We start from the raw sequence: 15,189 nt of genomic DNA, 5'->3' as shown, positions 1-15,189 counted from the left end.
TCCGATGCCCGATTCCCGATGCCATATAAATTAGGGTTCCCGGTGGCCTACCTGGAACCCTATATTTATTAAGCTTTTTTAGCAGTGGGCGGTGAACATAAATCAATACCATTATGTCCGAATAGAGGAACGAAGCAATTCGCTTGCGGTTTGGGATGGCTTCGTTCCTTTCTTCGGACACCCAAGATATGTCTACCTACTGATTAACGTGGTGGTAATTGCGGAGATTGGCTAGGTTGAAATTGTGACCGCATATCTGTTCTTACCCAAGAACCAAAACGATCGGGACGAACGCATTCAGCATTATCTAATTCGTCTTTGAGTTTAGTGGCGAAAGATTCAAACATATCGACTAACGCCTGACGATCTGTTAAGCAACCTTGGAGAGCAATAAGTTGTTCCAGCGTCCAGTTATACAGTTGAGTGTCCCCTTGTTCAATGCGTAAGTAGAACTGATTCTCAAACTGTGCCAGATTAGAGTAGAAGTTCTCAACTTCTGCCTTGATCAAGTTTATATCCAGGTAGAATTGTTGCTGTTTCAATTCTGCAAAAATCGTATTTTTGAGGTTCTGCGTGAAGTTTTGGTTCAGCTCAGTTTGGACGATAGTAGAGACATCATTACGGAAGTTGAGAATCTTGTTATCCAAGCTAACATTAATGCGATTGTCAAGATCGTTGACAATATTATTAGTCACTAACTGCACGTTGCTAGTGCTAGATTGATTAACAACCGTATTGATGCGAGCATCAATGTTAGATTCAATCTGCTGAATGACCAGATTTTTAATGTTTTGGCTTTGGTCAGCAATTTTGAGATTAACTACCGCATTAATCCGCTGATCGATGTCGTGTTGAATTTGCTGAACAATTTGAGTGTTAATATCGTGAGATAGATTAGACACTTTCAGATTCACGACATTATCGATGCGTTGATCGATGTAAGTTTGCATTTGCTGAATCACCAGATTCTTCACATTCTGGGTTTGATCGGAAATCTTGATGCTCACCACATTCTCAACACGCTCATCAATAGTATGTTGAACTTGCTGAATTACCTGATTAGTGATCTCTTGAGATTGATTGGCGATTTGGACATTAACGGAGTTACTAATGCGCTCATCAATATCAGTCGATATTTGATTAATTACCTGGGTATTAATCTCTGTAGACTGATTGGCAATTTTGATGTTAACTACATTCTCAATCCGTTGCTCAAGTTCAGTTTGCATTTGCTGAACTACGAGGTTCTTAACTTCTTGAGTCTGATTAGCCACTTTAAGATTAACGACTGCCTCAACACGCTCATTGAGTTCGGTTTGCATTTGTTGCAGCACTAAGCTTTTAATCTCTTGGGTTTGTTCAGAGATTCTTAAATTCACCTGCTCACTAACAATGCGGGGGATTCGGGAAATAAATAAGTCGTTGAGATTTTTGTTGAAGTATCCCGACCAATTGTGGAAATTCTGATTAAAACTAACTTCCATTTGTTGGGTAAGAGTTTTAAGCATAAACTCCAGCCGTGCTACCTTCATCGCTAAGTCTTTAGCTTGAGTTTGATAGCCTTTAAGCAGCCATTTTTCCAAATTGTCCCAATAAGCTTCTTTTTTCTCGTTCGGGTCACCTGTTACTGTGATGGAAGTATTGATTTGGGCTGCCATTTGCTGCCACATTTGTTCCATCTGATCTTGGTCAAAAGTGAAGTTAAATCCACTGCTACTAATATTGATATTTTCAGTACCAGAGCTAGTTGTACCATCAGTGGTAACTGCTGTATTACTAGAGCTAGTTGTACCAGCAGTGGTAACTGCTGTACTACTAGAGCTAGTTGTGCGACCACCACCCACTACACTAACAGTGCTTTCGCTGCTGCCCCTATTAACAGTGCTTTCGCTGCTGCCCCTATTAACAGTGCTTTCGCTGCTGCCCGTACCAGGTTGTAATGATGACTGTGCCTTTTCTCGGTCTACTTCTTCATCACTGATGTTGTTGATTTCTAAAACAACTTGCCCTTCGTTATCTTCTATGTATGTATCAAAAAAGAAGCCGGAGATGGTGGTTTTTTGTTTGACTTCAAAAATAACGTCATCTTTGAAGCCATTTAAGGAACACCAACTTTCGCTAACTTCATTTCCTGTCAACTTGGAGATAAATTTTCCCCCTTGAATCAAGAGTAACGCCCAAGGTTCTAATTGGAAATTTTTTGCTTCTGCTCCATAAGTGGCATTGCTTTCCCGAATCTTGACGCGATAGTTCCCAGGGGCTAACTCGATAGAATTAGCATTGGCTTTTTTAAGAGTTGAGAGATAATTGCCATCAAGCGGATAGCAGTTTGTCTTGCTATCAACGGTTAAAGTTTGGGAATTCTGTTGATTGCCAGTGATTGAAACAGTTACTTGTCCTTGATTGTCAGCACTATAGGTATCAAAGAATAAAGCACAGACTACAGCTTTTTCTTTGATCTCAAACTGCAATTTGTCGTTATAGCCGTTTAAAGTTGCCCAAGTTCCACCTGTCTCAACACCTGTTTTTGTGTTGATAAAGGTACTGCCCTCAAGTCCATAAATCCAGAGAAAAACAAAAGGCTCACCAACGGTATTGTCGGCACTATAACTGTAGCTACCACTGGTAATTTGGATGTCAAAAGTTCCTTTGTCTAATGTCAGAGACTTAGCAACATTTTGTTGCAAGTTATTCATCTGATCGGTATTGATAACGTAACAGTTTGCTTTGGTATCAATTGTTAACAGTTTCATAGTTGCCTCCCTAGTTGTAGTAGTTGTTTGTACACCTTGTGTAGTTTCAGTCTTAACTTTTGGAGTGATGGTTGCGATCGCTTCTGCTGCTGGTTGATAAACCGCTATTCCTGCCCAACGACCGCTAGGCTTGGTTTGAGCCACTAATGTGCCTTTACCTGTCTGGGTATTAATGCGGATTAATTGACCGTCTTTTCCCAAATTAAAAAATCTGCCGGTAACGCCATAAAGGACATTGCCAACAAATTCCATACTGCCAATACCAGGAAATCCGGTATCACCAATAGTTTTAACTTCGCTAGTATCGAGATTGCATCTAGCAAGTAATTTCTTCTTTTCGTAACCAATTAATGTGATATATGCTATGCCATTGCTATCAAAGGCAATTTCGCCACAGTTGTAGTCTTTATTAGCTACTGTAGCTACTGGTGTACCTTTTCCTGTTTTGATATCAAGGGCAATCAGTTGTTTAGCTGTGGTGGCATAAAGGGTTTGACGTTGGGCATTATAAGCCAAGCCGGCTGTAGCAAAGCCCGTATCCCCAATCACAATCGTATCGCCCGTTTTGATGTCAATTTTTACGAGCTGCGTTGTGCCGCCTTCTTGCTCAATGCCATAGAGTTTTGAATCAACAAAGGCAATATCATAGACTTCTGTAATGAGCTCACCGATGTATGTTGCTTTACCTGTGGCTAAATCAAGAGTATACAGTTTACTTAACTGATTTGAGACACAATCTTGGATATACACTGTCCCTGGAACCATAGCTAAATCCAAAGAAGATATATTGCTTGCCTGATTACTCATCTTTTTCTGTTTTTATTACATAAAAAAGCAGATGAAAGTAATAGTGCGGTTGGTCATCAGTTATTTGAACTGAATTTGGGAAAATACTCGGCTAGCAACGACAGCCACCAGCGAGTGCGAGATAAAGCGAGCAGAAATGCAGTTGGAGCTGCTTGGCTATTGAGCACAGAGCGCTTTATTAAGACATCACTAGCTTTCCTCGCAGTGGGCGGGGAGAGAATCGAACTCTCATACCTTTCGGTGTCAGATTTTGAGTCTGATGCGTCTACCAATTTCGCCACCCGCCCTTTTGGGTTTCACCATCATAACACACCGATCGATTTTGCACAAGAGATTCATAATCTTTTGAACTTGCCCAGCGATCGATCTCTCTGGCGCGCAATACTGGTACAGGATGGGACAACTGCGCCGTCTGAGCTTGTTTGAGCAGTTCTCCCAGTTGAGTGCTGCTGAGGTCGTCGTAGGATCGCGCCTGCGCCAAAAACGCATCGACATTCAGTTTGGGAGCTAAAGTCGGCGAACCTCCGGCCAGTTTCATCAACAGTGATGCTACCACTTTTGGGTTTTGAGTGGCGAGTAAGGCGGCGCGATCGCACGTAAATTCCGCACACCGCAACCATTCCAACATTTGCGCCTGTAAACCCTGCGCCAGCACGGTTCCCACAGGCGAAATTTGGCCGGCGGCCAACACAATTAAATTAGCCAGAGTCAGGTAAACTCCGTGCTCGCACTTCAAATGCCCCAACTCGTGAGCAATTACTGCCTTAACTTCCTCGTCTGTGAGCAAATCAATCAGAGAAGTGTGCATCACCACAAAAGGCTGTTTTCCCCGCATCGCAAAGGTGTAAGCATTCGGCATCGGATGCTGGCGGACATAAAGCTGCGGCACCTCCAAATCCAGAGTTTTGCAGGCATCCACTAGCAATTGATGCAGGTGCGGCAATTGATTTTCGCCGACTTGGACGCTGGAAGCCAGATTTTCCAGCATAAAAAACTGTTCGCCAAGTTGTCCCAGCAACTGCCGCACGATCAAATCCAGGCCGGGCAGTTGTTTGAGAGTGCTGGTAGCTTCCAAGTCTAGCGGGTGGCGAAACTGGTCTGCTTTTAAACCGATGAGGGGTATGTTCGACATTTTAGTCAGTTGGGAATGGGGAATTGGGAATGGGGAATTGGGCATGGGGCATGGGGAATTGGGCATGGGGAATTCTTTTGCTTCTTCCTTCTTCCTTCTTCCTTCTTCCTTCTTCCTTCTGACTACTTTAAACCCGATCGCACGGGATTGACAGGAGCCTCAGCAGTTGCCGGGTCTGTACCCTCTTTGACTCGCCGCAACTTAGCTCCCAATTTTTGCAGTTTCACCTCTAACTGCTCATAGCCGCGGTCTAAGTGCTGCAAGCTGCTGATGGTGGTGACACCATCGGCTGCAAGTCCCGCTAACACTAACGCCGCCGAAGCCCGCAAATCTGTTGCCACGACAGGCGCGCCCGACAGCCGCGACACTCCGCGCACAATCGCTACATTGCCTTTAAGGCGAATGTCTGCGCCCATGCGGTTGAGTTCTGCTACGTGGCGCAAGCGATTCTCAAACACGGTTTCTTTGATCAAGCTGTCGCCTTCGCTCAGCGTCAGCAAAGCCATAAACTGAGCTTGCATATCTGTGGGGAAACCGGGATAAGGCAGAGTTTCGATGTCTGTAGCCGAGTGAGTTTGGCCGGGAACTATCCGCAAAATGTCCGGGGATTCTGCAATAATTTTTGCCCCAATTGTCTTCAATTTGGCGATGACTGCGGTCAGGTGGTCGGGAATGACCGGCGACAAACTGATTTCGGAGTGAGTGATGGCTCCTGCTACTAAAAATGTTCCGGCTTCAATGCGATCGGGAATAATTGAATAGTCTACCGCGTGCAGCTTGGGAACTCCCGAAATGACGATCGTATTCGTGCCAGCGCCTTGAATTTTTGCTCCCATAGCGCGGCAGAAATTGGCCAAATCAGCGACTTCCGGCTCTTGAGCCGCATTTTCAATCACGGTTTCTCCTTCAGCCAGAGTCGCCGCCATCATCAAAGTTTCAGTTGCGCCGACGCTGGGGTAGTCCAAATAAATTTTGGCTCCTTTCAGGCGGCGGTTCGGCCCTTTGACGTAAGCGTGAACCGTGCCGTGGTCGATGTGGACTTCGGCACCGAGGGCTTGCAGACCGCGAACGTGGAGTTCCACGGGTCGGGCGCCGATGGCGCACCCACCGGGCAAGGGCACTTTGGCAAATCCCAAACGCGCTAGCAGCGGGCCGATGATGAAGAAGCTCGCTCGCAGTTGGCTGACTAATTCGTAGGGGGCTTGAGCGTCTATGAGGTTGCTGGCGTTGATGTCTAAAACGTCGCCGTGCGGCTGTAATTTGACTCCTACAGCCGAGAGAATTTGCCCCATGCGGGCGACATCGACTAGACCGGGAACGTTGCGGAGACGGCAATCCTCTGGGCATAGCAGGGCTCCTGCCATGACGACTAAGGCCGAGTTTTTGGCGCCGCTGATTTTAACGTGTCCTTTAAGGGGTTCGCGACCCCAAATTTGTAATACTTGTTGTTCGTCGCTTTCAGGTGAAGCTGGCAGGTTAGATGAGTTCTGAGCTGGTGTAATGGGTTTGCCCTCCATAATGCGCTTCGTTACTTTATACATTATTAATTTTGGTTCGATTTTACCGGAAAGTTTTTATATGTCTAGGGGTAACATTAGGAATTGCGGGAATTATATTTCCTGGAATCCTTTCTGGGCATGGCTTTCATGTTTAATCCCACAAATAATGCCGATCGAGTTTCATGGAGTTATCTGTATCAAAATTTACGTTAATTTGTAGCGCTCGCTCGGATCGGAGATATTGTACTTTTGTCAACGAGCTTTTGAAGTAAAATGCGACTCGGTTGTTGACAAAGGTGTAAGATATCGGTTCGATCGACTATGCCAGAAAGTTTACACATTGTCGATCGCCCCATTGCCTGTGCTACCCTGTGACAACAACCTAGAGCCAAAGCTACTCCTAGCATATGGTTCACATTAAACGGATCGAACTGACTAACTTTAAATCTTTTGGCGGCACGACGGCCATTCCCGTGCTGCCCGGTTTTACTGTGGTTTCCGGGCCCAACGGTTCTGGAAAGTCCAACATCCTCGACGCTTTGCTGTTTTGTCTCGGACTTTCGAGTTCTAAGGGAATGCGGGCTGAACGTTTACCCGATTTGGTGAACAGCGCCCAAAACAAACGCGGTACGATCGAAGCTAGCGTGACTGCGACGTTTGCGCTGGAAGATGTGGGGGAGGAATGGTTCGCCCAGGATGAAGATGAGGATGAAAATGCAGCAGATGAGTTATCTGTTGAAGCAGAGGAAGTTGAAGGGATAGAAACTGCCGAAACTCTAGACAACAACGGCCAATCACTTCCTGTCAATCGAAAATCGCCTCTATCTGTTGAACAAGTCGAAGGGATAGAAACTGCCGAAACTCTAGACAACAACGGCCAATCACTTCCTGTCAATCGAAAATCTAAAATCCAAAATCCAAAATCGGATGAGTTATCTGTTGAAGACGTAGAAGAGATTGAAATCGCAGCGACTCAAGACAACAACGGGCAACTACTCGCTACTAATAAAAAATCCAAAATCCAAAATCCAAAATCGGATGAGTGGAGTGTGACGCGGAAACTTCGGGTAACTCGCCAAGGTACTTACACTTCAACTTATTACATTAACGGCCAACCTTGCACCCTGACTCAACTTCACGAACAACTCAACCGCTTGCGAATTTATCCCGAAGGCTATAACGTCGTGCTGCAAGGAGATGTTACGAGCATTATTTCGATGAATTCTAAGGAACGCAGAGAAATCATTGACGAATTAGCTGGTGTGGCTCAGTTCGATCGCAAAATCTCTTTAGCTAGGCAGAAGTTGGATGAAGTTAAGGAGGTGGAAGAACGCAGCAGGATTGTGGAAAAAGAGCTGATTTCTCAGCGCGATAGGCTGGCTTCCGATCGCACAAAAGCGGAAAAATATCAAAAATTGCGGGCGGAATTTCAAGAAAAGTCGCAGTGGGAAATTGTGCTAAAATTCCGCCAATTGCAGCAGCAAGAATGGAAGCTGCGAGAACAAATCGAAACGGGCGATCGCACTTCGGCATCTCTCACGGAACAACTGCAAGCAATTAGTACCCAAATTCAAGAAGCAACTGCCGAACTTGATGCGCTGAATGCCCGCGTTAAAGCTTTGGGAGAGTCGGAATTGTTGGCTTTGCAAGCGACGATTGCCACTCAGGAAGCGGAACGGCGGCAACTGCAAAACCGCAAACAGGATTTGGAAAAAACTGCTGGGCAAATGGCGGCTAATATAGCACAAACCGAGGAAGAAGTTCGGCAATTCCGGCAAAGTTTGGAGCAAATTGAGATTGAAATATCTTATGTTAAGTCTCAAATAGGAACTTTGCAGGAACAGCGGGATGCAGCCCAGCAAAGTTTAGATGAAAGTCGGGAAGTTGCAAATGCGATCGCCTCGACGGCCGAAGTTTGGGTGCAGCAGCAAACGGAATTGCACCGCCAAATCGAAACAATTCAACAAACTTTGGAACCGCAGCGTACAGAACAAGCTACCATTGGCGAAAGAGCCGATCGCCTGCAAAGTCAAATTCAAGAACAAAACCAATCGCTGCAAGTATTGGAACAGGAAATTGCAGCGAAAAAAGAGCAGCAATCTCGCCTTGGGGAAACCAAAGGCATGGCATCTTTGCAAGTAGAATCGCTGAATCAGATTTTAGTCGAAGCCGAACAAGAATTGCAACTGCAACAGGAAACTCAAACTCGTTTGTTGGAAGAACAGCGCGAAAGACAGCGCAAATTAGACAAACTAGAAGTGCAGTTTCAAGCACTGCAAGAAGCGACGGGAACGTTTACTGCAAAAATTGTCGCGCAAAGCGGAATTGGCGGAGTTTGCGGCTTGGTGGCTCAACTCGGCAGAGTGGAACCGCGCTATCAGTTGGCGCTGGAAATTGCCGCAGGCGGGCGCATGGGAAATATGGTGGTGGAAGATGACAGCGTGGCTGCTGCTGCGATCGAATTGTTGAAACAAAAACGGGCGGGAAGGATGACGTTTTTGCCTTTGAATAAGATTAGAGGCGGCAGGTATTCGGTGAATGAAAATTTGCGGCGCGCCGCTGGATTTGTGGATGCGGCTGTGAATTTGATTGACTGCGATTCCCGGTATCAGGAAATTTTTGCTTACGTTTTTGGCAGTACGGTTGTGTTTAGCAACCTCAGCGACGCCCGCCGCTATTTGGGACAGTACCGGATTGTCACTTTGGACGGGGAAATTTTGGAAACTAGCGGGGCGATGACTGGGGGAAGTTCTACTAATAGATCTACCTTGCATTTTGGCACGGTTGAGGCTAGTGAGGCTGCTAGTGAAGCGCGGACGATCGCATCTCTACAAGAAAGGTTGGAGGAAATTGAGCGGATTTTGGAACGGTGCAAAATTGCGATCGATCGCGCTTCTGTTGCAGTCAAAACTCGCAGCCAAGAATTGATGGAAGCAAAACAGAATTTGCGCGAAAATCAGTTGCGCTTGGAACAGTTGGATTCAGAAATTAAGAATTTGCAAGCGCAACAGGAACAAGTGCGATCGCAAATTGCGAAAAATACACAGGAATTAACTAATTCGCGATCGAGATTGCAGTTGCTGGAGAGAGAATTGCCTGCACAGGAAACTCAATTGCAGCAATACCGCCAAACTTTGGCGCAGTTGGAAGAGTCCAACAGTCACAGCGAATGGCAGCAAATGCAATCGAGTTTGCGCGCTCTGGAAGCGCAACTGCAAGAGCGAGAATTGGCTCTGAGAAACGTCCAGCAGCGCCTTGTAGACTTGGAAAATCAATTCGGGCGTTTGGAAGACAAAATTAAGGAAAGCAGCGAGAAATTGCAGGAATGGCAAGTGCAGCAAAACGCGGGGGCGGATGCACTCGATCGCATTGTTTCGCAGCAGTTAGAACTCGATCGGCAAATTGCGGAAGCTAAGGCGGCTTTGGGGGAAATTGAGGAAAAATTGGGCGTGCAGAAGGGAGAGCGCGATCGGGCGGAATCTCAACTGCGAGAACAGCATTTAGCCAAACAACAGTTACAATGGCAGTTGCAAAAACTCCACGAAACCCAGCAAGAACGCCGGGAACAATTGAGCGCAATCCGCACTCTATTGGAAGCGCAGCGGGCGGAAATGCCAGACCCCGTGCCGTCGATTCCTGAAAATGTCGAGAAAGCCAATTTAACGGAATTGCAGCAGGAAGTAAAGGCGATCGCCAAACGCATTCAAGCTTTAGAACCAGTCAATATGCTAGCCTTGGAAGAGTACAACCGCACTCAAGAACGCCTTCAAGAATTGAGTCAAAAATTGACGACATTGGAAGGAGAACGCACTGAACTGCTGTTGAGAATCGAAAATTTTACCACACTCAGGCGGCGCGCTTTTAAGGAAGCTTTCGACGCGGTTAACGAGAACTTCCAGACTATCTTTGCGGAACTTTCCGAAGGCGACGGCTATCTCCAGCTAGATGACCAGGAAGACCCCTTCAGCAGCGGCTTGAATTTGGTGGCTCACCCGAAGGGCAAACCCGTACAGCGGCTGGCTTCCATGTCTGGAGGCGAAAAGTCCTTGACGGCGCTGAGTTTTATTTTTGCGCTGCAACGCTACCGCCCGTCTACGTTTTACGCTTTTGATGAAGTGGATATGTTTCTGGATGGGGCAAATGTGGAGCGATTGGCTAGAATGATAAAACGACAGTCGGAACAAGCCCAGTTTATTGTTGTGAGTTTGCGGCGACCTATGATTCAATCGGCTGAGCGTACAATTGGTGTTACTCAAGCACGGGGAGCTTATACTCAAGTCATAGGACTGAAGTTGTAGTCCCGGAGTTTATGTTAACGCTCGTGTTGAGTGATATATGTACTTAATAAATCAGGATTAAAGTTAGAATGACATCCGAACAAATCTGCCAACGCTCAGACATTCTAGGCACTCAGGTCATCACCCGCGACAGAGGTAAACGCTTGGGGGTGGTTAGTCAATTGTGGGTGGACATTGACAGACGGGAAGTTGTGGCGATCGGTCTGCGTGATAATATATTTGCGGTCGCTGGAATGCCGAAGTTTATGTTCCTCAGCAATGTCAGCGAAATCGGCGACGTGCTGTTGGTGGAAGATGAGAGCGCGATCGAAGACGATGTTGATGTTGAAGTCTACAGCATTTTGATTAACAGCGAAGTTATTACCGAAACTGGCGAACTTTTAGGTAGGGTGCGAGGCTTTAGGTTCGATCCCGAAGACGGTAAGTTAGTTTCTATAATTATCGCTTCTCTGGGAATCCCCCAAATCCCTGACCAAGTTCTCAGCACTTACGAGTTGGGGATTGAAGAAATTGTCAGCAGTGGCCCGAATCGCTTGATTGTGTTTGAAGGTTCCGAGGAAAGGCTCAGGCAGCTTAGTGTGGGTTTGCTGGAGCGCGTCGGTTTGGGCCAAGCACCTTGGGAACGAGAAGAGGACGAGGCAGGTTATTATCCGAAACCCGTGGCTACGGGAAATCAATTGGGTCCGGGCGTGCGGATACCTGCACCGGAAATGCGGAGCCGCGTAGCTGCGCCTGCGGTGGAGGAAGTTCCTTGGGATGAGGATTTAGAGTGGAATCGGCCTGCGGTTCGCCAGCCGCCGATGCGCGCGGTGCAGGCACAGCAGCAGCCAATCGAGGAGGATTACGAAGATTACGAACAGGATAATTGGGGCGGCGAGGAGGACGATTACGAAGAGGAGGAGTACGAGGAGAAACCCCAATACACTCGCGCTGAGATTTCTCGCCCGAAGCAGCCTGTGGTGGAGTACGAGTACGAGGATGATGTGGAGGCTGATGCTTGGGCTGACGATGAGGCACCGAAGCCTTACCAGGCTCCTCGGGTGAATATCCCTGAGAAAACTAAGACTCCTGAGTATGAGGAGGAGCCTGGTTATTAGAAATTAATCAATTAGGTCAAACCAATATTTTGCACTCTTCTTAAGAACGGGCAAGATGCCCGTTCCACAATCAAGTTTATTTTTTGTGGAACGGGCTTCTAGCCCGTTGCTGATATTGGCGCAATATCTCAGTTTAAACCAATATTTTGTAGGCACGGGTTTTACGAATAATATTTAATTCGGGCAAACAATCCAGTGTGGTAGGTTGGGGGAGGCATTGAAGGCACTCAATCTAATTAAATTAGATCCATGGAGTAGATAATACTGGCATGGCAGTTTACTATACTTTTCCTGACGTTTCATATTATGTTAATGAGCAAAAAAGATTTTGCTAAAAATGTTGCTTTCAGATTAATAACATATCTAATTTTTCCAATCTTTTTATCCACAACCACGGCTGAAATTATCTTGCGAGTTGCGGGATACAAACCCTGGCAAATAGAAAATGTTGATGTTGCGGTCCAACCAAAAGGTAACTTTTTCACCAAAGACTCGGAACTCGGATACAAGCATTTGCCGGGTAAATTCAAGGTGACACTTAACGGCAATTACTCATTTAAGGCCACTCATCTCAATAATAGTTTAAGAATAACTCATCCCCTCAATACTTACAATTTATCGTCAAAAAAGCCAGAAGTTTGGATATTTGGCTGTTCTTTTACCTACGGTTGGTCATTGAATGATAGCGAAACTTATTCTTGGTTGCTGCAAGAGAAATTACCCAAGTATGAAATAGTAAATTTTGGCGTTAACGGTTACGGCACGCTGCACTCGTTGATTCAATTCAAAGAAGCACTCAAACAAGGAAATAAACCAAAAATTGCGGTGATTGCTTATGCGGGATTTCACGACCGTCGCAATACTTTGTTAAGGGCGAGAAGAAAGCAAATGGTTGCTTGGAATAAACTGGGTATTTTATTCCAGCCCGATGCTAGGCTGAATGGAGAAAATAATTTTACCTACAAAATGGCAAAACTTGAATATCACGACTTCCCGCTGATGCGGATTTCTGCATTAAGCCATTTTTTGGAGGTTAATTACAATCAATTTGAAGAGGGATTGTACAAAAGTTACGAGGTTTCTAAGGCAATTATTGAAGAGTTTAACCGTGTGGCTGAGGCTAATGGTGTTAAGTTAGTTGTGGCGGGAATTAATAGCGGTTCTGCTAAGATGTTGCAGGAGTTAAGTCAGGAGGGAATTGCTACGGCGGATATTTCGGTTGATTTGAAAATACCTGCCAATAATAATTTACCTCATGACCTTCATCCAAGTGCGATCGCGAATCGGCAATATGCAGAAAAGTTGGAAGGCTTTTTGCAACGTACTGTTTTAAAGTAAGTTAACGAACCGCGAAGGCGCAAAGGGCGCGAAGGAATAGAGAAAGAGGAAGTTTAGAAGTTATTTAGGGTTGCTAGAGTGATGGGAGTATTTGATTTTGTTTCTTTTAAATTGCCTCGAAAATTTCTAATTGATGGGTTTATCCTGTTTTTACTTGTTCTCGTAACAGTTGCAGTAACATCAATCTATGTATCCAGCGAATATATTTTTTATTGGTGGGATTACGCGGGCTACAACACTGCTACAGTCAACACGGCAAATTTATTTCGAGACTCGCCAGATAAAGCATGGCGCGGAGTTATAGAATCGCTATCTAAGGAAAAAAATCTATTAATCTCTCTGCCGTTAGTGCCGTTTATTCTCTTATTTGGCGAGTCTCGGCTGAGTTACATTCTCAGCGTATCCCTGATTTATGTGCTGCCGTTTCGCCTGTTGCTGGGGGCAATTTCTGCAACGCTAATTCCAGTTTATCCCCGCGGGGTGTTTTGGTCAACGGTGCTGCTGAGTTTATTAATTCCGATGAGTTGGATACCGACTCTGCGGGGATATCTGGATACTGGTGGCTGTGTGTTTCTAGCCTTGGCAATTTGGGTTTATTTGCAGGATGTTAAGCTGAAATCTTGGTGGAAAATCCCGTTGATTGGGTTTTTGCTGGCGGCGGCGATTCTGTTGAGACGCCATTTTGCTTATAGTGCGATCGCATTTTTGGGTGCAGCGACTTTACAGGTTCTCATCGAGTTTATTGTACTAATATACCGTAAAAAAACGTCGTTGTCGTCTCCAAAAGACAAGGACGCCACAGTGCCGTTTGCCTACAGAAGCTTGTTTGAATCCGCTGTCAAATTGGGATTGATAGCTGCAACTAGCTTGACTATTTTAATGTTGGTAGCGGGAGATTTTACTCGCAGTGCTCTGACGGTTGACTACCGCAATTTGTATGTCGCTTGGAGTTTGCCGATAAATGATATTTTAACTCGTTATGCGGATTTTTACGGTTTGGGAACTTGGCTGCTGGTACTGATTGGTTTTTCGGCGGGAATTCTCACCCGAAAGCTGGTTCCAGCGGCGGCTATTTTTGTTTCGTTGTTTGGGGTTTTGTCGCTGATTGAATGGCTGTTAGTGTTGCGTTACGGCTACTTGCACTATACAATTCATATTACACCGATCGCACTTTTAGGACTATCCACATTTTTCTGGACAACTTGGCTGACACTCAAGGGAAAAGTCCGGTATTTGATGCTGGGCGCGGCGGGTTTGTACCTGGTTTTGAATGCCGCAGTCGGGTTAATTCCTCTCAAAATAGATTTGTCAAGACTGTTTGTGGGTAATTTTCCGCCGTTAGTGCGATCGGACTACGACGAAGTTGTAAAATTAGTAGAGTTTCTGCGAAAATTAGCACCGAATGAAGAACCGATTTATATTGCCGGTGCTTCTAACAGTTTTAATGCTAATATCCTCAGACAAGCCAACCGCAAATTAAACCCGCCGGAGGGTTGGTGGAAATTAAATACAATCGGTAGACCGCAAATTGACTCGCGCGATACTTACCCGCTACCGGAGTTGTTGCAGTCACAATATGCGGCGGTTGCTGTGCCTTTTCAGCAGGTGTTACCGAGTGACGAACAAGTTTTGCGATCGCAGGAACAAGATGTTGTTAAAGTTGTGTACGATGCCTTTACTCAAAACTGGGAAATTGCCCGCGATTTCCAATTGCTACCGGAACAGTTTAAGCTAGAAAACGGCGTGACTGTAAGCGTTTACCGGAGGGTGCGGCCGACTGATACAGCAACGGCAGTTAGGACTCTGGAGGCGATGCAGCGGCAAATAGTCGATCGACCAGGCACGCAGTTAGATTGGATTAGTTTGCATCAATCAATCTACACAAGTGCCAATTATTCAGTCAGTCAAGAATCCGATAACCTATATAATATTGTAACTCATCCAATTAAAAACAGCAAGAAACTCGATACATCTTTCCTGTATTTAGGTTCCATTTCAGACAAAGTAAAAGTTACCGGCAAACTCAATTTACTTAACAAGCAATGTCCGGGAGTTGCCCTGCGCTTGACTTTGTGGGACAAGCAAGGTAAATTAATAGACTCAGCAGAGATGGCTTATAGTCAAAAAAGTGCGATCGACTTAAATCTATTAGTTGAGGGCAAAAATCCCATTTATCTGCTGCTTGAGGTATTGAGTAGCAGCAAACAGGATTTAACAAACCAATGCCGACTGGAGATTAACAATTTGGCTGTCAGTAGGTAAGTT

General features: G+C 45.6%; 7 protein-coding genes and 1 tRNA gene. 4 read left to right on the top strand and 4 right to left on the bottom strand.

The window, feature by feature from the left end:
- Positions 1-203: 203 nt before the first annotated feature.
- The 4 genes from QUA23_RS17310 to murA all read right to left on the bottom strand — a co-directional run bounded on the left by QUA23_RS17310 (position 204) and on the right by murA (position 6,233).
- Complete coding sequence (locus tag QUA23_RS17310) at positions 204-3,560, bottom strand: hypothetical protein (protein ID WP_333077386.1); 3,357 nt, start codon at positions 3,558-3,560, stop codon at positions 204-206.
- A gap of 205 nt (positions 3,561-3,765) precedes the next feature.
- A tRNA-Leu gene (locus tag QUA23_RS17305) sits at positions 3,766-3,847 on the bottom strand.
- Positions 3,826-4,692, bottom strand: a complete 867-nt coding sequence (locus tag QUA23_RS17300) for a M48 family metallopeptidase (RefSeq protein WP_333110438.1) — start codon at positions 4,690-4,692, stop codon at positions 3,826-3,828. Before QUA23_RS17300 ends, QUA23_RS17305 begins: the two co-directional genes overlap by 22 nt.
- A gap of 122 nt (positions 4,693-4,814) precedes the next feature.
- Positions 4,815-6,233, bottom strand: coding sequence for a UDP-N-acetylglucosamine 1-carboxyvinyltransferase (murA, locus tag QUA23_RS17295; protein WP_333077389.1), 1,419 nt, complete (start codon positions 6,231-6,233; stop codon positions 4,815-4,817).
- A 365-nt stretch (positions 6,234-6,598) separates the two neighbouring features.
- Here murA and smc point away from each other — a divergent pair, with 365 nt between their 5' ends.
- The 4 genes from smc (at position 6,599) to QUA23_RS17275 (ending at position 15,186) form a co-directional block, all read left to right on the top strand.
- Complete coding sequence (smc, locus tag QUA23_RS17290; RefSeq protein WP_333077390.1) at positions 6,599-10,489, top strand: chromosome segregation protein SMC; 3,891 nt, start codon at positions 6,599-6,601, stop codon at positions 10,487-10,489.
- Between the two features lie 68 nt (positions 10,490-10,557).
- On the top strand, positions 10,558-11,586 hold the full coding sequence (locus tag QUA23_RS17285) for a PRC-barrel domain-containing protein (protein WP_333077391.1): 1,029 nt from the start codon (positions 10,558-10,560) through the stop codon (positions 11,584-11,586).
- Between the two features lie 306 nt (positions 11,587-11,892).
- The gene (locus tag QUA23_RS17280) at positions 11,893-12,924 is read left to right on the top strand and encodes an SGNH/GDSL hydrolase family protein (RefSeq protein ID WP_333110435.1); all 1,032 of its coding nucleotides are present in this window, start codon (positions 11,893-11,895) and stop codon (positions 12,922-12,924) included.
- 81 nt (positions 12,925-13,005) lie between these two features.
- Positions 13,006-15,186 (top strand): hypothetical protein, encoded by a 2,181-nt coding sequence (locus QUA23_RS17275; protein WP_333077395.1) that lies wholly within the window; start codon positions 13,006-13,008, stop codon positions 15,184-15,186.
- The last annotated feature ends 3 nt before the right edge of the window (positions 15,187-15,189 follow it).

The organism is Microcoleus sp. Pol1C5 (genome assembly GCF_036701115.1).
Classification (GTDB): Bacteria; Cyanobacteriota; Cyanobacteriia; order Cyanobacteriales; family Microcoleaceae; genus Microcoleus.
Note: the sequence above shows the minus strand (reverse complement) of the source record. Positions and strands in the feature narration are given on the sequence as shown.